Source organism: Actinophytocola sediminis (genome assembly GCF_054779715.1).
Genome location: NZ_BAAGXS010000036.1, coordinates 20,034 through 34,878, shown reverse-complemented (window position 1 = coordinate 34,878; position 14,845 = coordinate 20,034). Strand labels below are relative to the sequence as shown.

The window sequence follows — 14,845 nt, the reverse complement described above, 5'->3', positions numbered from 1 at the left end:
CCAACGACATCGGTGCCGAGGACGCGCTGCGGCTGCTGACCCAGGAGTCGTCAGCGTGGCCGGTCGGCCAGCTGGACCAGGGTGGCGCCGGCGAGCAGGACGGCGGCGCCGACCAGCTGCACGGGGGTGAGGGTCTGGCCGAGCAGCAGCCAGGCCAGTGCGGTGGCCACGACCGGTTCGCACAGCGCGAGCACGCTGACCACGTTGGCCGGCATGTGCCGTAACGCGGTGATCGAGAGCAGGTAGGCGACGGCCGTGCTGACCACCGCGCAGGCGACCAGCAGGCTCCACACCGGCACCCGCCACGCGCCGAGGTCGGCGCCCGCGACCAGCAGGTCCGGCGGCAGCGACCACGGCGGCGCGATGACCGCGACCGCGACCGCGCCGACGACCATGCCCCAGGTGACCATGCCGATCGGGGACAGCGAGTTCATCCCGTGCTCGCCGAGCAGGAAGTAGGCCGCGGCACACAGCGCCGCCGCGATCCCGGCGAGCAGGCCGATCGTGTCCAGCCGCAGGCCCTGCCAGACCTGGGCGACCATGGCGAGCCCGGCCAACGCGAGCACGGTGCCGACCCACATCCGCGCCGGCAGGATCGTGCGGCGCACGAACCGCACCCACAGCGCGACCAGGATCGGCGAGGTGAACTCGAGCAGCATCGCGATGCCGATGGGGATCCTGGCCACCGCGGCGAAGAAGAACAGCTGCACCCCGGCCACCCCGACCAGCCCGTAGCCGGCGAGCAGCCGCAGGTCCGACCGGCGGACCCGCAGCAGCGCCGGCCGGACCAGCCCGACGGCCAGCAGCAGTGCCAGCGCGGCCAGCGCGATGCGCGCGCTGGCGACCTGCTGGGGGCTCAGCCCGGCGTCCATCGCGGGTTTGGCCAGCACGCCCGAGGTGCCGAAGCAGAACGACGCCGCCAGCACGAGCAGCGTGCCCCGCCGCCTAACCATCGTTCTCGAATCACTGGTCGCACGATCGCCGTTTGTGGTCGTGCCGGTGATCGTCATGCGGCCGGTGGCCCTTCCGTGGCAGGGAGTTCTCCGTTCGCAGGCTATGTCAGCGGCGGCGCGTCGCGATTGAATTTTCTCCCGCGCTGACGCAAGATTTTTGCGTGCGCAAGCTCACCCTGGATGAGATCGACTACCGGCTGCTCGACGAGCTGCAGGCCGACGCCGGCCGCACGCTCAGCGCGCTCGGCGAGATCGTCGGATTGTCGCCAAGCGCGGTGCAGCGGCGGGTGGAGCGCTACCGCACCTCCGGCCTGCTGGCCAGGACGGCGGCCGTGCTCGACCCGAGGTTCAGCCCGGACCTGGTGCTCGCCGTGTGCCTGGTGGGGATGGAACGCGAGTCGCGCCGGCTGCACGAGGCCTTCCAGCGGCGGCTGCTCGCCGCGCCCGAGGTGCAGCAGGTCTACGAGGTGTACGGCGAGTGGGACTACGTGGTGGTGCTGGCCGCGGCCGGGATGGCCAACCACAACGAGATCTCCGAGCGGCTGTTCATGGACACCCCGAACGTCCGCAAGTACTCGACGCTGTTCGTGCTGAACCCGGCCCGCACCGGCGCCGCGATCCCCACCAGAGCCCTTCGCCCGTGAGGACCTACGGCCGCCAGGGGCTGGTGCTGTCGGTCGGCCGGGTCGGGTCGTGGAAGCGCGGGGTGTCCGGCTCGTCGGTGCGCAGCGGAACCAGGTTGTCGGTGATCGCGCGCATGATCCGGCCGTGCGCCTTCACCGCGTCGCCCGGCGTGCTCTGGGACAGGTCACCGAGGTCGACCAGCGGGCCGAAGTGCACCCGGAACACCGGCCGGTCGCGGATCGCGCGCAGCGCCGACCCCACCATGGGCAGCACGTCCCGCACGCCGTTGACCCGCTCGCTGCCCCAGTACATCGCCTCGTGCGCGCCCCACTGGCTGATCGTCATCACCGGCGCCTTGGCCGCGAGCGCCATCCTGGCGACCCCGGTCTTGCCGCGCTCGGGCCACAAGCCTGGCTCGCGGCTGATCCGGCCCTCCGGGTAGACGAGCATCGGCCCGGACGCCGACTGCAGCGCCTCGGTAGTCCGCGCGAACGCCTCGATGACGTTGCTCTTGCCCCGGTCCACCCGGATGGACCCGCCCTGGCGCAGCCCCCAGCCGACCACGGGCGCGTCGAGCAGCCCCGCGGTCAGCACGAACCTGGGGTTGACCCCGGACTTACGCAGTGCCGCGGTCAGCACGAACGGGTCGAACATGCCGATGTGGTTGGCCGCGATCAGTCCGGGACGGTCCCGGAAGTCGGGCGGGATGGTGCCGGTGATCTCGATCCGGCCGACCAGCCGGACGAGCGCGCGATCCACCTGGGTCATGGCGAACCAGACCGGGGAGACGCGGGCGGCACCCTCCTTCCGGCGTGTCGGCTCGGTTAAGCGGCGAAACAGCGCGACCATGTGCCGGAGCATCGCATGGTCCCGTCCGGCAGTGAAGACGTGGGCCACAAGACGCCGGCCCCGGTTACCCGGGATTCACCGCGAATGGCCTTGCCGATGCCCGTGTGGCAGGAGTGACGTGTGTGGTGAGGGCGGACTACCGTGTCGGACATGGCGAACCGGACAGCAGCCTCGAAGTCGTCCAAGGGCAGCAGCGGTGGCCGTAGCGGTAGCGCTCGATCGTCGACCAAGTCCACCAAGACCACCAGTTCGACCAAGTCGACCAGGCCGTCCCCGTCGCCCCGGACTCGCGGTACCTCCTCGGCGTCCTCGTCGCGCACCCGTACCGCCGCCGCCCGCAAGCCCGCCGCCCGCCCGGCCCCCAAGCGCAAGGCCGGGGTCACGCACACTCTGGCCCGCGGTCTGCGCGGTGGCTGGAACCTGCTGGCCAAGGGCGTCGGCGGGCTGGCCAGGACGGTCGGGCGCACCAAGGAGCTGGACCCGGCCCACCGCCGGGACGGGATCGCCTTCGCGCTGATCGCCATCGGCGTGATCGCCGGCGCAGGGATCTGGTGGAAGGCGGCCGGCCCGATCGGTCGCTGGCTGGAGGTCGGCGCGCGCTCGACGGCCGGCGCGGCGGCGATGGCGCTGCCCATGGTGCTGCTGGTGATCGGCATCGCGCTGATGCGTTCGGACCCGCAGCCGGACAAACGGCCGCGGCTGGTGGTCGGCACGCTGCTGTTCGCCATGGCCTTCCTCGGCATCCTGCACGTGTTCAGCGACCTGCCGGAGGACAACGACGGCCGGATGTACGCCGGTGGCGCGCTCGGCTACGCCTCCGGCGGCATGCTCGCCAAGGGCGTGACGACCTGGGTCGCCATCCCGTTGCTGGTGCTCGTGCTCGGCTTCGGCGTGCTCGTGTTCACCGGCACCCGCTTCCGCGACATCCCGACCCGGCTGCGCGAGCTGGGCCTTGAGCCGGAGGACGACGAGGACTACCTCGACGGCGAGGGCCTCGACCTGCCCGGCACTGAGGAGGAGGACACCCCGGCCGCCGAGACCCGGCTGCGCCGCCCGTCCCGCCGCCGCCAGGCCACCATGGCCGAGGAGCCGCCAGCCGAGGCCCAACAGCTGGCGCTCGAACCACCCGAGGAGCCGCCGCCCCCGCCGCCGCGGCGCAAGAAGCCCAGCGTGCGCCCGGAGCAGGTCAAGGAGAACCCGCCGGCCAAGGAGCAGACCGGCCAGCTCGCGCTGACCCGCGTGGTCGACGGCGACTACACGCTGCCCGACCCCGGCCTGCTCGCCGGCGGCGACCCGCCCAAGGCCCGCAGCCGCGCCAACGACACGATGATCGAGGCGATCACCGGCGTGCTGGACCAGTTCTCGATCGACGCGCAGGTCACCGGCTTCACCAGGGGCCCGACGGTGACCCGCTACGAGGTCGAGCTCGGCCCCGGCGTGAAGGTCGAGAAGATCACCGCGCTGACCAAGAACATCGCCTACGCGGTGGCCACCGACAACGTCCGGCTGCTGGCCCCCATCCCCGGCAAGTCGGCGGTCGGCATCGAGGTGCCCAACTCCGACCGGGAGATGGTCCGCCTCGGCGACGTGCTGCGCTCGGCCACCGCGGTCAAGGACACCCATCCGATGGTGATCGGCCTCGGCAAGGACATCGAGGGCCACATGGTCACCGCGAACCTGGCGAAGATGCCCCACCTGCTGTGCGCCGGCTCCACCGGCTCCGGCAAGTCGAGCTTCGTCAACTCGATGCTGGTGTCGCTGCTGGCCAGGGCCACCCCGGACGAGGTCCGGATGATCCTGATCGACCCGAAGATGGTGGAGCTGACGCCCTACGAGGGCATCCCGCACCTGATCACGCCGATCATCACGCAGCCGAAGAAGGCCGCGGCCGCGCTGACCTGGCTGGTCGAGGAGATGGAGCAGCGCTACCAGGACATGCAGGCCAACCGGGTGCGCCACATCGACGACTTCAACAAGAAGGTCCGCTCCGGCGAGATCACCGCGCCGCCGGGCTCGGAGCGGGAGTACCGGCCCTACCCGTACATCCTGGCCATCGTCGACGAGCTGGCGGACCTGATGATGACCGCGCCGCGCGACGTCGAGGACGCGATCGTGCGGATCACGCAGAAGGCGCGCGCCGCCGGCATCCACCTGGTGCTGGCCACCCAGCGCCCGTCGGTCGACGTGGTGACCGGTCTGATCAAGACGAACGTGCCCTCCCGGCTGGCGTTCGCGACCTCGTCGCTGACCGACTCGCGGGTCATCCTCGACCAGCCGGGCGCGGAGAAGCTGATCGGCATGGGCGACGGCCTGTACCTGCCGATGGGCGCGTCCAAGCCGGTGCGGGTCCAGGGCGCGTTCATCACCGACGAGGAGATCAACGCGATCGTCTCGTCGGTCAAGGAGCAGGCGCAGCCGGAGTACACCGAGGGCGTGACGGCCGCGAAGGCCGGCGAGAAGAAGGAGATCGACGAGGACATCGGCGACGACCTCGACGTGTTGTTGCAGGCCGCGGAGCTGGTGGTCACCTCGCAGTTCGGGTCGACGTCGATGTTGCAGCGCAAGCTGCGGGTCGGCTTCGCGAAGGCGGGCAGGCTGATGGACCTGCTGGAGAGCCGGGGCGTGGTCGGCCCGTCGGAGGGCTCCAAGGCCCGCGACGTGCTGATCAAGCCCGACGAGCTGGACAGCGTGCTGTACCTCATCCGCGGCGGCGGCCCCGACCCGGACGAGGACGACTGAGCAACCGGCCGAACATTCGATAAGAACCTTTACCAGTTGTGATCGGGCCGTTACGGTGAGGTGGTCTGAACCAACTGTCAGAGGGGACAGTTAAATGCGTCGAGTACTCGCCGGGATCCTGTTCGTGGCACTGGGATTCGCCGCGCCGGCCGCGGTGGCCGAACCTGTTGCCGTCGCCGCGCCGGGCGACGTGGTCACCGCCCGCGCGGTCAGCGCACCGGGCTTCTTCTACGCCCGCACCTGGTTGATCACCTACACCTCGACCTCGTCCACCGGGCAGCCGATCACGGTCAGCGGCACGGTGATCGTGCCGCGCGGGGCCAACGCCGACACGCCGGTCGTCGGCTACGCGCCCGGCACCCACGGCCTCGGCGACCAGTGCGCGCCCTCCCGCCACCTCGAGGCCGGCGACGAGACCGAGGGCCTGCTGATCCACCAGTACGCGACCCGCGGCTACGCCGTGGCGATCACCGACTACGAGGGCATCGGCACGCCGGGCGACCACACCTACATCGCCGGCCGCGCCGAGGGGAACGCCACGCTGGACTCGGTCCGCGCCGCGCTGCGCCTGCCCGGCACCGGGCTCTCGCCATCGACCGACGTCGCGATCGTCGGGTACTCCCAGGGCGGACACGCCGCCGGCTGGGCCGCGCAGCTCGCGCCGAGCTACGCCCCGGAGCTGAACATCGCCGCCTACGCCGTCGGCGCCCCGCCGGCGAACCTGAAGACGGTGGCCGACCACAACGACGGCGGGGACAACGTCGGGCTGGTCATGGCTGCGGGCTTCGGCATGGACGTCACCTACCCGGAGCTGGACCTCGCGCCGTACCTGAACGACGCCGGCCGGGTCGCGTTCGCCGACGTCGCCGACGACTGCACCGACGAGCTGTCCAAGTACGCCGGCACCAGGATGGCCGACTACACCACCGAGGACGTGCTCGCCCGGCCGGAGTGGAGCGCCAGGGTCGACGAGCAGAACCTCGGCGGCGCCACGCCCCAGGCGCCGGTGCTGCTCTACCACTCCAACGGCGACGAGATCCTGCCGGTCGAGGTGAGCGTCAACCTGCGGGCCGACTGGTGCGGCGACGGCGCCAACGTGACGTACTGGCAGACCAACACCGGTGCGCACTTCACCACCGCCGCGCTGATGAGTCCGGCGGTCACCGGCTGGGTCGCCGACCGCCTCGCCGGCCGCGCGACCGGCGGCGACTGCTAGCTCGCTGGCTGGGGCGGCCGCGACCGCCCCAGCCAGCTCAGGCGGGCTGCCTAGCCGAACTGGCGTACGGCGGCGTAGTAGACGTCGGCGAAGCGGTTGCAGGCCCAGTTTCCGTCGCAGATGGTGTACATGTCGGACTTGAACCGGTTGTCGATCGTCAGCCGGTTGGCCTCGGTGAACCGGCCCTGCTTCTTGTAGTTGCGGTAGCCGAAGTCGTGCCGGTAGCAGGCGCGCACGAGGTTGAAGCCGAACGGGTTGTCCGGCGAGTTGGAACAGCCGTCGGAGGACCAGTCGAGCTGGCCGCTGTGGGGTTGCTGGGCCCGCACGGTCTGGAACCCACTGAGGCTGGTGCTGTGCAGGTACTGGTCGGTCACCGCCCGGAGCTGGGCGGGATCGAGCGCCGCCTGGGCGGTGCCGACGCCGATGAACAGGGTGCCGATCACCGCGATGGTGGTGACGAACGCTTGGGCTACACGACGCAGGGTTGACGTGGCCACGCGATCTCCTTGTCCGCATACGGGGCCCGCCCGATGCGGACCCCTGATCAATTACGCCTGGCCACAGACGTTTACGTAACCCTCTAACGGGCGAATGTTAGGTATCGAAAGGCTTTTACAACTCGAGCAGCATGCGAGAGTTCCCCAGCGTGTTGGGCTTGACGTAGGGCAGGTCGAGGAACTCGGCGACCCCCGCGTCGGCCGAGTGCCGCATCTGCTCGTAGACCTCCGGGGTGACCGGGGTGCCGTCGATCTCCACGAAACCGTGCCGCGCGAAGAACTTCATCTCGAAGGTCAGCACGAACAGCCGCGCCAGCCCCAACTCCCGCGCCACGGCGATCAGCTGGGCGACGATCCGGCTGCCGACGCCGAGCCGGGCCGCGCGCGGCAGCACGGCGATCGACCGGATCTCCGCGATGTCCTCCCACAGCACGTGCAGCGCACCGCACCCCACCAGCTCGCCGTCCACCTCGCCGACCCAGAACTCCTGCACGTCCTCGTAGATAGTGACGAGTTCCTTCTCCAGCAACACCTTGCCGACATAGGTGTCGATGATCGACTTGATGGTCCGCGCGTCACCGATCCGCGCCCGGCGGACCACCACTCCACTCACAGCCCAAACCTAGTCGCCACCCCACCGCGGTCACCCATGAGTCCACCGCTCTCGCGCGACAGCGCGGCGGTCAGCCCAGCTCAGCGGGTGGGATGAGCCCGGCCTCGTGAGCGACGATCGCGGCCTGCACCCGGTTGCGGGCGCCGAGCGCGCGCAGGATCGTGCTGACGTAGGCCTTGACCGTTCCCTCGACCACGTGGATGCGCGCGGCGATCTCCCCGTTCGACAGGCCGGCGCCGAGCAGGCCGAGCACCTCGCGCTCCCGCTCGGTCAGCCCGGCGACCCGGTCCCGCCGGCCAAGGCCCGGCCCGGTGCCGGCGAGGTGGTCGATCACCCGCCGCGCGACCAGCGGCGACAGGTACGCGCCACCGGTGGCGACGGCCCGCACCCCGGCGATGATCTCGTGCGGGTCGCCGGTCTTGAGGACGAAGCCGCCGGCACCCTCGCCCAGCGCGCGGGCGATGTTCGTGTCGTCGGCGAAGGTGGTGAGGATGAGCACGCCGGTGCCGGTGCCGAGGCGGCGCAGCTCGGCGGCCGCGTCCAGCCCGTCGAGACCGGGCATGCGGATGTCGAGCACCGCGACGTCGGGGTGGTGGGCGAGCACGAGATCGACCGCCTCGCGGCCGGTCGCCGCCTCCGCGACCACCGCCACGCCCTCGGCCGCGGCCAGCACCGCCCGCCGCGCGCGCTCCTGCCGATCGGCAGGGCCGTCCCCGACAGTCGGGAGCCCGGACGGGTGCCGGCCGGCCGCCAGGTGGACCAGCCGATACACACCCCGCGCATGGACATCACCCTGGCGGCGGAGTAACCCGCGTTAACCGAGGCACCGGCGGTTACCCTGAGAGCCGTGCCAACTCCACCGGCCGAGCGCCGTGCCGCCCTGCTCACCCTTGGGTGTGCCCGCAACGAGGTCGACTCCGAGGAGCTCGCGGGCCGGCTCGCCGGCGATGGCTGGCAGCTGACCACCGACGCCGAAGGCGCCGACGTCATCGTGGTGAACACCTGCGGCTTCGTCGAGTCGGCGAAGAAGGACTCGGTGGACACCCTGCTGGAAGCGGCCGAAACCGGCGCGAAGGTGGTCGCGGTCGGCTGCATGGCCGAGCGCTACGGCACTGAGCTGGCGCAGAGCCTGCCCGAGGCGGCCGCCGTGCTCGGCTTCGACCACTACCCGACCCTGGGGGCGCGGCTCGACGACGTGGTGGCCGGCCGCCCGGTCGCCGCGCACACCCCGACCGACCGGCGCACCCTGCTGCCGATCACCCCGGTCGACCGGTCGGCCAGCGACGTCTCGGTGCCCGGCCACGGCTGGGGTCCCCGGGCGCTGCGCAAGCGGCTGGACGACGCCCCGGTGGCCGCGCTCAAGATCGCCTCCGGGTGCGACCGGCGGTGCTCGTTCTGCGCGATCCCGTCCTTCCGCGGGTCGTTCGTCTCCCGCCAGCCGGCCGAGGTGCTCGCCGAGGCCGCCTGGCTGGCCGAGCAGGGCGTCCGCGAGTTGTTCCTGGTCAGCGAGAACTCCACCTCCTACGGCAAGGACTTCGGCCGCGAGCACGGCGGCCAGGCCGCGCTGGAGCGGCTGCTGCCCAGCCTGGCCGACCTCGACGGGATCGAGCGGGTCCGGGTGTCCTACCTGCAGCCGGCCGAGACCCGGCCCGGCCTGCTGGCGGCGATCGCCGGCACCCCCGGGGTGGCCAACTACTTCGACATGTCCTTCCAGCACGCGAGCTCGACCGTGCTGCGCCGGATGCGCCGGTTCGGCGGCACCGAGTCGTTCCTGGCGCTCATCGAGCAGATCCGCGAGCTCGCGCCGGACGCCGGCATCCGCAGCAACGTGATCGTCGGCTTCCCTGGCGAGACCGAGGACGAGCTGGCCGAGCTGGAGCACTTCCTGACCGAGGCGCGGCTGGACGTCGTCGGCGTGTTCGGCTACTCCGACGAGGACGGCACCGAGGCCGAGCGGCTCGCCGGCAAGCTCGACCCGCTGGTGGTCACCGAGCGCGTCGCGCGGGTGTCCGACCTGGTCGAGCAGCTGACCGCGCAGCGAGCCGAGGACCGGATCGGCGAGGAGGTCCTCGTGCTCGTCGAGCGCGTTGGCGCGGAGTGCGCGGGACGGGCCGCGCACCAGGGACCAGAGGTGGACGGCGAATGCCTGCTCACCGGTGAGGGGAGGCTGGCCGTGGGTGACCTGGTGCGGGGCAAGGTGGTCGACGCGGAGGGTGTCGACCTGATCGTGACGCCGGCCGAGGTGGTCGCCGGTGGTTCGCCGTGACCGGGCCCGTGAACGCAGCGAAGGGCTCCTTCACTGCGTCCACCGCAGCGAAGGAGCCCTTCGCTGCGGTGACCGGGGTACGGGCGAGCGCGCCGGTGAGGGGTTGTCGTGAGTTCGGCTGCTGACGGACGGCCGCCGGAGCCGACCGTCGGCGTGGCCGCCGTGCCGGTGCCGATCCTCAACGTCGCGAACATCCTGACCGTCACCCGGCTCGCGCTGGTGCCGGTGTTCCTGCTGACCCTGTTCGCCGAGCCGGAGTCCACCGGCTGGCGGCTGATCGCCGCGCTGGTGTTCGCCGTCGCGTCGGTCACCGACCACATCGACGGCACGCTCGCCCGCAAGTTCGGCCTGGTCACCGACTTCGGCAAGGTCATCGACCCGATCGCGGACAAGGCGCTGACCGGCTCCGCGCTGATCGGCCTGAGCATCCTGGGCGAGCTGCCGTGGTGGGTCACCATCACCATCGCCGGCCGGGAGATCCTGATCACGCTGCTGCGGTTCTGGGTCATGCGCTACGGCGTGATCGCCGCGAGCTACGGCGGCAAGCTCAAGACGATCGTGCAGATCTTCGCCATCGGGCTGTTCCTGCTGCCGCTGCCGGCCGGGTTCGACCCGCTCAACTGGTTCGTCATGGGCGTGGCCCTGGTGCTGACGGTCGGCACCGGCGTCGACTACGTGGTGCGCGCGCTGCGGCTGCGGGCACGTGGCTAGGAATCCCCTGGCCGACACGCTCGGCGTCCCGGCCGAGGAGGTGGCCGAGTTGGTCGCCACGTTACGGCGGCGCGGCGAGACCGTCGCCACCGCCGAGTCGCTCACCGGCGGGCTGGTGGCCGCCACGCTGACCAGCGTGCCCGGCTCCAGCGCCGTCGTGCGCGGCGGCCTGGTGGTCTACGCCACCGAGCTGAAGACCGACCTGGCAGGCGTGGCCGCCGCGCTGGTCGCCGAGCACGGCGCGGTACACCCGTTGGTCGCCGAGCACCTGGCCATGGGCGCCCGCCGGGTCTGCGGCGCGACCTGGGGGATCGGGCTCACCGGCGTCGCCGGTCCCGATCCGCAGGACGGGGTCGAGCCGGGAGTGGTGCATCTGGCCGTGTCGGGCGCCGGCTCGACCACAGTGCACACGATCGGTGTCGACGGAAATCGTCACCAGGTCCGCTCGGCGGCCGTGCTGGCGGCGTTCGACCTGCTCAGGGCCCAGTTCGCGGAGTCGTCACCTGCCTGAACTCAACCGATGCTCCAGTTCCGTTCCGTAACGTTCGGGAACATCGAGACCCGCTCGGTCGTTCGCTTGTGGCGGACGAGTGGTGATGTCGCTGCCGACGATCATGCTCGATCGGTAACGTTGTCACTGTGCTCGACCGCTTCGGCCGAGCGGTCGATCTTGAAGGGAGGCGCGCGCGATGACCGTGCTGTTGCGTGAGGCGATCGGTGATCGGCTCCGGCATGCCCGCACGAACCAGCGGCGGACGCTGCGCGAGGTCTCCCGGGCCGCCCGGGTGAGCCTCGGCTACCTGTCCGAGGTCGAACGCGGCCGCAAGGAGGCGTCCAGCGAACTGCTGGCCGCGATCTGCGACGCGCTCGAGCTGCCGTTGGGCCAGTTGATGCACCACGTGGCCAGCGACCTGGTCGTCGTCGACTCGATGCCGGACGCGGCCGAGGCCCCGGAGCGGGCCGAGGCGCTGGACCGGGCGGGCGCCGACGCCGTCCCCCGCGCGTCGGCGGACGGCGTCGACGGTGGTCAGCTGCTGCCCGCCGTGGTCGGCGACAGCCTTGCCGACCTGCGCATCCAGCCTGTGCTGACCCATCGGATGGACGCGTCGCTGAGCGGCCGCCGGATCGGCGCGGTGTTCGCCGCCTGATCCCGACACGCTCGGTGAGCGCCTCAGCCGGTGCCGTCACGGCCCCGGCTGGCGATCACCCGCGATGCTCCGACACCAGCGTGCCTGCTCACGGGTAGGCTCGATGTTCTGCGGGCGGGGCTGGCTGTGTGTACGTCAGGTGACCAACCCCGAGATCGGTTCGGAGCCTCAGGGCCATCCCTGATTCGGTGCTGATTTCTGCCCGGTCCGGTGGTAAGGACGCCGCCGCACCTGACACGATGGAACCGACAGCGATGACGGGGCGTTGCCGTACCAACCGCACAACGCGGACTCTGGTGGGCAGCCAGCAGCGAACCAGTTCGGAGAAGGCAGGCGGAGGAGATGGCCAACCCTTTCGTGAAGTTCTGGAAGTACATGATGGCAGCGTTCTCGTCGAAGATCGACGAGCACGCTGACCCGAAGGTACAGATCCAGCAGGCCATCGAGGAGGCCCAGCGGCAACACCAGGCGTTGTCCCAGCAGGCGGCCGCCGTGATCGGCAACCAGCGTCAGCTGGAGATGAAGCTCAACCGCCAGCTCGGCAACGTGGAGAAGCTGCAGGCTTCCGCGCGCCAGGCGCTGGTGCTCTCCGACGAGGCGCGCTCCAACGGCGACGAGGCGAAGGCCACCCAGTTCGAGCAGGCCGCGAACTCGTTCGCCACTCAGCTGGTCACCGCCGAGCAGGACATCGAGGACCTCAAGACGCTGCACGACCAGGCGTTGCAGGCCGCGACGCAGGCCAAGAGCGCGGTCGAGCGCAACGCGATGATGCTGCAGAACAAGCTCGCCGAGCGCACCAAGCTGCTCAGCCAGCTCGAGCAGGCCAAGATGCAGGAGCAGGTCTCCAAGAGCCTCAACCAGATGAGCGAGCTGGCCGCGCCGGGCAACACGCCATCGCTGGAAGAGGTCCGGGACAAGATCGAGAAGCGGTACACCACCGCGCTCGGCTCCGCGGAGCTCGCCTCGAACTCGGTCCAGGGCCGCATGATGGAGGTCCAGGCCTCGACCACGGAGATGGCCGGGCAGTCCCGCCTGGAGCAGATCCGCGCGTCGATGGCCGGTGGTTCGGTCACCCCGCAGGTCACCAGCGGTTCGGCCACCACGCCGGCGGCGGGCAACATCCAGGCCGAGATCGCGCAGCGGGTCGCCCAGGAGCAGAAGGCGAACCCGCAGAGTTCCTGATCAGCTGACCCCACCGGAGGTGCCGGGACCATGCGCGGGCGCGAGATCTACCAGCTGACCAAACTGGCCAACCGGTATGCCAACGGCCAGGTCGGCCAGGTCATGCAGCAGGTGCAGTCCGCGCTGGCCGCCCGGGGCGACGAGGCGGCCAAGATCCAGCGCCACCGCCGCAAGCTCGAGCGGCGGCGGATCTGGGCGTCCCGGTGGGCCACGATGTGGGCGTTGATCTGCGCGATCGGCATCGTGCTCGCGGTCGCGGCGGCCACCGGGGTGATCATCGAAGGCACCTCGTCGGCCGTCGACCAGGCGAGCGCGGTCATCTTCGGCATCGCCATGGCGCTGGTCACCGGCACCTTCGCGGTGCGCGCGACCAGGAAGATGACCCTGATCAAGCGGGAACAGCGGAAGTTCGACGAGCGGTACGCCCCCGCCGACTCGGTGGGGGCCGCCGCGCCGCCGGCCGCGCTGCCGCCGAAGGGCTCCTCGGCCAGGGAGCCGATCCAGCGGCTGGCCGAGGCGGAGGCGGCGCTGGACAAGGTGCTGGCCCAGCTCGCCGGTGGCGGCGGCCAGCCGGCGTCGGTGCCGGCGGAGTCGGTCGAGCAGGCCAGGGCGACCAGCGTCGAGGCGGCCACCGCGTTGCGGGCGGTCGCGGCGCAGCTGGTCGCGGTCGAGCTTGCCCGTGACCACGCGCCGCCGTTGGAGCGGGGTCCGCTGGTCGAGGGCGTCGCCCGGCTGCGTGAGCAGCTCGACGAGGGCCTCGACGGGTATCGCAGCCTGGTGGCCGCCGCCGGCGGTGTGGTGGCGGCCAGCTCGTCGGCCGGCCCCAACCAGGAGCTCACCGACGCCACCGACCACCTCGCCGGCCTGGCGGCCGCGCTGCGCGAGCTGTCGCAGGCGGGCGGCTAGCCCGACAGGGCCAGATCCGAGGGCCGCGGGTTGGGGAAGTGCCCTGAATGCCCCATTCGGGACGTTGACCGTCGCCAATGCCTCATTCAGGGCATTCGTGGCAGGCGGTTGATTCGGCGGGTCAGGGCTGGGCCTCGGTAGATGAAGCCGGTGTAGAGCTGCACCAGGCTGGCGCCCGCGTCGAACATGCGGGCCGCGTCGGCCGGGGTGTGGATGCCGCCGACGCCGATGACCGGCAGGCCGCCGCGCGCCACGTGTTCGACCACCGCCAGCGCCCGCGCGGTCAGCGGGCGGCCGGACAGGCCGCCTGCCTGCTGGCCGACGACCGCGTCCTGAGCGGCCAGCCCGTCCCTGGACAGCGTGGTGTTCGTCGCGATCAGTCCGGCCACGCCGTGCTCGACACACACCGCGAGCACCTCGTCGATGGCCTCGAACGTCAGGTCGGGGGCGATCTTCACCAGCAGCGGCGGCCGCCTGCCCGCCGAGGCCGCCAGCGAGTCGGCCGTCCGCGCCAGCTCGGCCAGCAGCTCGGCCAGCGCCCCGCGGTCCTGCAGCCCGCGCAGGCCAGGCGTGTTGGGGGAGCTGACGTTGATCGCGAAGTAGTCGGCGTACGGGAACAGCACCCGTAGCGACTCCCGGTAGTCGGCCACCGCCTCCTCGACCGGCGTGACCTTCGACTTGCCGATGCTCACCCCGACCGGCACCGGCGACGATCCGAGCCGGCGCAGCCGCCCCGCGAGCGCCTCGGCGCCCGCGTTGTTGAACCCCATCCGGTTGATCACGGCCTCACTGGCCGGCAGCCGGTAGAGCCGGGGCAGGGGGTTGCCCGGCTGTGGGTGCGCGGTCACCGTGCCGACCTCGACGAACCCGAAGCCGAGCCCGGGCCACGCGCGCAACGCCACCCCGTTCTTGTCCACGCCGGCGGCCAGCCCGACCGGCCCGGGGAACCGCAGGCCGAACGCCTCCACCGGCCTGCCCCGCCCGTAGAACGGGCGCAGCACCCTGGTCAGCGAGCCGACCCTGGCCAGCGTGGCCAGGGTGCGCTCGTGGGCGCGCTCCGGGGCGCCGCCGAACCGGAACAGCGCCGGCCGCACAACATGCTGGTAGACCACCCGCGCATCGTTTCATCGTCGCCGAGGCG

The 14,845-nt window shown here is 71.5% G+C and carries 15 protein-coding genes; 9 read left to right on the top strand and 6 right to left on the bottom strand.

The window, feature by feature from the left end; translation table 11 throughout:
* Nucleotides 1-50 precede the first annotated feature (50 nt).
* Nucleotides 51-953 (bottom strand): EamA family transporter, encoded by a 903-nt coding sequence (locus ACYVIP_RS23270; protein WP_460399750.1) that lies wholly within the window; start codon nt 951-953, stop codon nt 51-53.
* 161 nt (nt 954-1,114) lie between these two features.
* On the opposite strand from ACYVIP_RS23270, the gene ACYVIP_RS23265 reads away from it, so the two are divergent.
* Nucleotides 1,115-1,597: an Lrp/AsnC family transcriptional regulator gene (locus ACYVIP_RS23265; RefSeq protein WP_460399748.1), complete on the top strand. Its 483-nt coding sequence runs from the start codon at nt 1,115-1,117 to the stop codon at nt 1,595-1,597.
* Nucleotides 1,598-1,601: 4 nt separating this feature from the next.
* Here ACYVIP_RS23265 and ACYVIP_RS23260 read toward each other — a convergent pair whose 3' ends face one another.
* The gene (locus ACYVIP_RS23260) at nt 1,602-2,426 is read right to left on the bottom strand and encodes a lysophospholipid acyltransferase family protein (protein WP_460399746.1); all 825 of its coding nucleotides are present in this window, start codon (nt 2,424-2,426) and stop codon (nt 1,602-1,604) included.
* 150 nt (nt 2,427-2,576) lie between these two features.
* Here ACYVIP_RS23260 and ACYVIP_RS23255 point away from each other — a divergent pair, with 150 nt between their 5' ends.
* On the top strand, nt 2,577-5,165 hold the full coding sequence (locus ACYVIP_RS23255) for an FtsK/SpoIIIE family DNA translocase (RefSeq protein WP_460399744.1): 2,589 nt from the start codon (nt 2,577-2,579) through the stop codon (nt 5,163-5,165).
* A gap of 94 nt (nt 5,166-5,259) precedes the next feature.
* Nucleotides 5,260-6,381 carry a lipase family protein gene (locus ACYVIP_RS23250; protein ID WP_460399741.1) on the top strand — a complete coding sequence of 374 codons (1,122 nt, stop codon included), beginning with the start codon at nt 5,260-5,262 and terminating at the stop codon, nt 6,379-6,381.
* A gap of 50 nt (nt 6,382-6,431) precedes the next feature.
* Here the strand turns inward: ACYVIP_RS23250 and ACYVIP_RS23245 are convergent, their stop codons facing one another.
* The 3 genes from ACYVIP_RS23245 to ACYVIP_RS23235 form a co-directional block, all read right to left on the bottom strand.
* On the bottom strand, nt 6,432-6,878 hold the full coding sequence (locus tag ACYVIP_RS23245; RefSeq protein WP_460399739.1) for a phospholipase: 447 nt from the start codon (nt 6,876-6,878) through the stop codon (nt 6,432-6,434).
* Nucleotides 6,879-6,993: 115 nt separating this feature from the next.
* Nucleotides 6,994-7,491, bottom strand: coding sequence for an amino-acid N-acetyltransferase (locus ACYVIP_RS23240; RefSeq protein WP_460399737.1), 498 nt, complete (start codon nt 7,489-7,491; stop codon nt 6,994-6,996).
* 70 nt (nt 7,492-7,561) lie between these two features.
* Nucleotides 7,562-8,164: a response regulator gene (locus tag ACYVIP_RS23235; RefSeq protein ID WP_460399849.1), complete on the bottom strand. Its 603-nt coding sequence runs from the start codon at nt 8,162-8,164 to the stop codon at nt 7,562-7,564.
* A 174-nt stretch (nt 8,165-8,338) separates the two neighbouring features.
* Here ACYVIP_RS23235 and rimO point away from each other — a divergent pair, with 174 nt between their 5' ends.
* From rimO to pspM, 6 genes are all read left to right on the top strand, one after another.
* A complete protein-coding gene (rimO, locus tag ACYVIP_RS23230; RefSeq protein ID WP_460399735.1) occupies nt 8,339-9,757 on the top strand; it encodes a 30S ribosomal protein S12 methylthiotransferase RimO in 1,419 nt (472 codons plus the stop codon).
* Between the two features lie 108 nt (nt 9,758-9,865).
* Nucleotides 9,866-10,468, top strand: a complete 603-nt coding sequence (pgsA, locus tag ACYVIP_RS23225; protein WP_460399733.1) for a CDP-diacylglycerol--glycerol-3-phosphate 3-phosphatidyltransferase — start codon at nt 9,866-9,868, stop codon at nt 10,466-10,468.
* The gene (locus ACYVIP_RS23220) at nt 10,461-10,979 is read left to right on the top strand and encodes a CinA family protein (protein ID WP_460399731.1); all 519 of its coding nucleotides are present in this window, start codon (nt 10,461-10,463) and stop codon (nt 10,977-10,979) included. Before pgsA ends, ACYVIP_RS23220 begins: the two co-directional genes overlap by 8 nt.
* A 178-nt stretch (nt 10,980-11,157) precedes the next feature.
* Complete coding sequence (locus ACYVIP_RS23215; protein WP_460399729.1) at nt 11,158-11,616, top strand: helix-turn-helix domain-containing protein; 459 nt, start codon at nt 11,158-11,160, stop codon at nt 11,614-11,616.
* A 342-nt stretch (nt 11,617-11,958) separates the two neighbouring features.
* Entirely contained in the window at nt 11,959-12,798 is an 840-nt protein-coding gene (locus ACYVIP_RS23210; RefSeq protein ID WP_460399727.1) for a PspA/IM30 family protein, read from the top strand.
* Nucleotides 12,799-12,828: 30 nt separating this feature from the next.
* Complete coding sequence (pspM, locus tag ACYVIP_RS23205; protein ID WP_460399725.1) at nt 12,829-13,704, top strand: phage shock envelope stress response protein PspM; 876 nt, start codon at nt 12,829-12,831, stop codon at nt 13,702-13,704.
* 86 nt (nt 13,705-13,790) lie between these two features.
* On the opposite strand, the gene ACYVIP_RS23200 is transcribed toward pspM, so the two are convergent.
* Nucleotides 13,791-14,816, bottom strand: a complete 1,026-nt coding sequence (locus ACYVIP_RS23200) for a quinone-dependent dihydroorotate dehydrogenase (protein ID WP_460399723.1) — start codon at nt 14,814-14,816, stop codon at nt 13,791-13,793.
* Between the last annotated feature and the right edge of the window lie 29 nt (nt 14,817-14,845).

What these genes read in the sequence shown, in the direction of transcription:
- ACYVIP_RS23270 (WP_460399750.1), bottom strand. Translation starts at nt 953, where the DNA reads ATGGTTAGGCGGCGGGGCACGCTGCTCGTGCTGGCGGCGTCGTTCTGC.
- ACYVIP_RS23260 (WP_460399746.1), bottom strand. Translation starts at nt 2,426, where the DNA reads ATGGTCGCGCTGTTTCGCCGCTTAACCGAGCCGACACGCCGGAAGGAG.
- ACYVIP_RS23255 (WP_460399744.1), top strand. Translation starts at nt 2,577, where the DNA reads ATGGCGAACCGGACAGCAGCCTCGAAGTCGTCCAAGGGCAGCAGCGGT.
- ACYVIP_RS23250 (WP_460399741.1), top strand. Translation starts at nt 5,260, where the DNA reads ATGCGTCGAGTACTCGCCGGGATCCTGTTCGTGGCACTGGGATTCGCC.
- ACYVIP_RS23215 (WP_460399729.1), top strand. Translation starts at nt 11,158, where the DNA reads ATGACCGTGCTGTTGCGTGAGGCGATCGGTGATCGGCTCCGGCATGCC.
- ACYVIP_RS23210 (WP_460399727.1), top strand. Translation starts at nt 11,959, where the DNA reads ATGGCCAACCCTTTCGTGAAGTTCTGGAAGTACATGATGGCAGCGTTC.
- pspM (WP_460399725.1), top strand. Translation starts at nt 12,829, where the DNA reads ATGCGCGGGCGCGAGATCTACCAGCTGACCAAACTGGCCAACCGGTAT.